The organism is Streptococcus sp. HMSC078H12, from assembly GCF_001814615.1.
Lineage (GTDB): Bacteria > Bacillota > Bacilli > Lactobacillales > Streptococcaceae > Streptococcus > Streptococcus salivarius_F.
Genome location: NZ_KV817339.1, coordinates 199442 through 202448, shown reverse-complemented (window position 1 = coordinate 202448; position 3007 = coordinate 199442). Strand labels below are relative to the sequence as shown.

Genomic DNA, 3007 nt, shown 5'->3' with positions numbered 1-3007 from the left:
TAGCGATATTGGTTGCTTGGATCTAGGTAATAAGTCTTACCGTCAATTTCTCTCCACCCGGTTAATAGTTTTCCTTCTGAATCGGCAAGATATATTTCACCAAATAATTTAGCTGAACCATCAACTAGGAGTTGCCCATCTCGAGTGAAGTAATAATAATTTCCGTCAATTAGAAGCAACTCTTCTTTAGCTTGAAGACCATTTTCCTTAAAGTAAACACGGTGATTATCTAGTGTATACCAGCCAAAAACTTGAGCTCCATCATTGCCAAAGTAGAGCTTAGAATAGTAATTGTACGGATAGAATGCATTACGGAGGAGTTCACCATTGTTTTCAGCGAAATAGTAGTACTTCCCATCTATAAGGATACGCTTACCTTTTATTTGCTTACCACTGCCATCAAAGTAGAGTTGGACACCGTTAATGGTTTGCCAGCCAGTAGCTAATTGGCCCTTATCTTTGAGATAAGTCCAATCGCCATCCTTGTCCTGAACAAAGGTGTTGCGTAGAGATGATGTGACATGTCCTTCTTCATCAATGTTATAGGTAACACCACCAAGCTCAATGGTACGGTTAGTCCATAAAGCTCCGCTATCTTTATCGAAGTAGTAGGTATCCCCATCGATGTCAACCAAAGTTCCTTTGGCTTGCTTGCCATCTTTATCAAAGTAGAGTTGGACACCATCAATGGTTTGACGACCTGTTAGGAGTTTCCCATCTTTGTCGTAGTAGTACCAGTTCCAAAAGTCGTCGCGAATAAACTGATTTGTAGGTGTAACTTCGGTTGAGATTCCCTTGTCATCAAAGGAATAGACTTTGTCATCAACTTTCAAAGTTGTATTAGAGACAATAATTGTAGGACGCATACCAGCAGTAGGTTCGACGTAATCTCCATCTGTCAATCGGTAACGTTGCCCATTGATTTCCTCCCATGAAGGCTTAGTGACACTTTTTACTGCTGGTTGGAAGTAGTGGAGTTGACCATCAATACCTCGTTGGAATCCTTTTAAGACAATCCCGTTTTCATCAGTGCCATAGATCCCATTAAAAATACCTTCATTGTGATAGACAACAGGTGCAAAGTAGGCTTTAAGGCTATTTTTTTGGACTACACTATTAATGACAAAATAATCTTTATTTTCAAAAGTGATAATTCCGTTTAGGACAACCCCATTTTCAGAAAAAATGTATTCCTTACCATCAATTATCTGTTTACCAGTTTGGATGACGCCGTCAGCATCAGTGTGGTAAGTTGTTTTACTAGAGAAAAACATAGAAGGTCTTTCAACGATGCCATACGTGTTCTTAACCAATTGACCGTCATAATCAAACAAATATTTCTTCCCATCAATGGTTACGACATCGTTTTGAGCTCTCAGGCCGTCTGATTGGAAGTAGTAGCGTTTGTTATCGATTGTATGCCAACCTGTAACGGGAGCACCGTCCTCTCCTAGATATTCAAAGAGGTGCGTATACATTGGATTGGCCCTATAATTATTAAAGATGATATGTTCATACCATTGATTAGTCATTAAGGCACCATTATGATAGGCAAAATAGTAATGCTTGCCGTCGATTTCTTGTTTTTGTCCTTTGACTTGTTTTCCATCTTTATCAAAATAAAGGATGACACCATCAACATTTTGCCAACCAGTCAGTTTTTCACCATTAGCAGTGTAGTAATACCAATCTTTTTGGTTGTCAGATTGGAAATGACCACCAGTCACGACCTGAGTAGGTAGTTGTGTTTTTTCGGTTAGGATGCCATCAGCATCTGCTAAATAAGTTTTACCGTCTACTTCAATACTTGTATCAGTTACCTTTCGCCCATTATCTTTATCGTAGTAGTAATCCTTGCCATCAATGGTTACCTTTTCACCCTTTGCTTGGATGCCATTGTCATGGAAGTAGAGGTTAAAGCTATCGATGGTTTGTGGGCCAGTTAGTTTGTGGCCCTCGCTGTCTAGGTAATACCAGTTACCTTGCTCATCAGAAGTGAACCTACCTCCTTGTGAAGGTGTTTCGTGTGCAGTAGTTGCGTTGTCGCTTGTCTCAGATGAGACTTCAGTACTTCTATCAGTAGTAACTCCTTCAACCTTCTTATCAGTTTCACTGGCAGGCTGTGTCGTAGGCGTTTCTGTAGGCTGAGTAGCGACATTAGTAGGTGTAGTGTCAGAAGGTACTGCTTCACTAGAAGTATTTTCAACAGTAGTGCTCGCCGGAGCTACTTCGGTTCTTGTTATAAGGCTAGCACTTGTCTCAAGATTGCTGTCAGAGACGACATTTTCAGGACTGTTAACAGCAGTCGTTTCTGGTTTGACTTCATCAGCTCCGACCTGTCCTAGTCCAATTAGTGAAGCTCCGATAGCCAAACTTGAGGCAGCGATTGTAATCCAATGTTTCTTAACTTTATGAAGCTTGAAACGAACTTTGTTTTCCATAAATTTCCCCCTTATTATGGTGATTTGGCATACTCACATCGTGAAAGAATCAACGAGATTAATACCAAAGATTAATTTATGATTATATCTTACCCTTATTTTCTAACAAACTCAATAGAAAACGCATACATATTTATAGTTTCAATAAATAGTGCAATAGAGACGTTTGAGAGAAGTAGATGTTTACACAAAAAAATCCAGGACCTGAGCCCTGGATTTAGGAGATTATGAAAAAGAAAAGTTTTAGGATGGTTATAGTATATAAAGCAAAGCCTAAAGTTTTCTTAAAGTGGAATAATTTTTTTCTTTCCCCATTAATTCACTTTTTCAGTTGCTACACCATTTTCATCGATGATATAAGTTTTGCCATCTTTTTCTAGCGTTGCATTGGTTGTGATTGGAGATCCGTAAAGATATTTCCTTAATGAGGTTGATTTTTCAAAGTGATAGAGCTTACCGTCAATTTCCTTCCAAGTTGGTTGGTAGAACTCGATTACCCTAGGCTCAAGATAGCAGAGGTAGCCTTTATCAGTACGGTAGAATCCTGTTCGAACGATTCCATTTTC

The 3007-nt window shown here is 39.2% G+C and carries 1 protein-coding gene and 1 pseudogene; both read right to left on the bottom strand.

What is annotated here, in order from left to right; all coding sequences use genetic code 11:
* On the bottom strand, positions 1–2441 hold a 2441-nt coding region (locus tag HMPREF2979_RS07550), incomplete at its 3' end, for a KxYKxGKxW signal peptide domain-containing protein (RefSeq protein WP_261787304.1).
* Between the two features lie 314 nt (positions 2442–2755).
* Positions 2756–3007, bottom strand: a pseudogene (locus HMPREF2979_RS10330) (hypothetical protein); the annotation flags it as partial.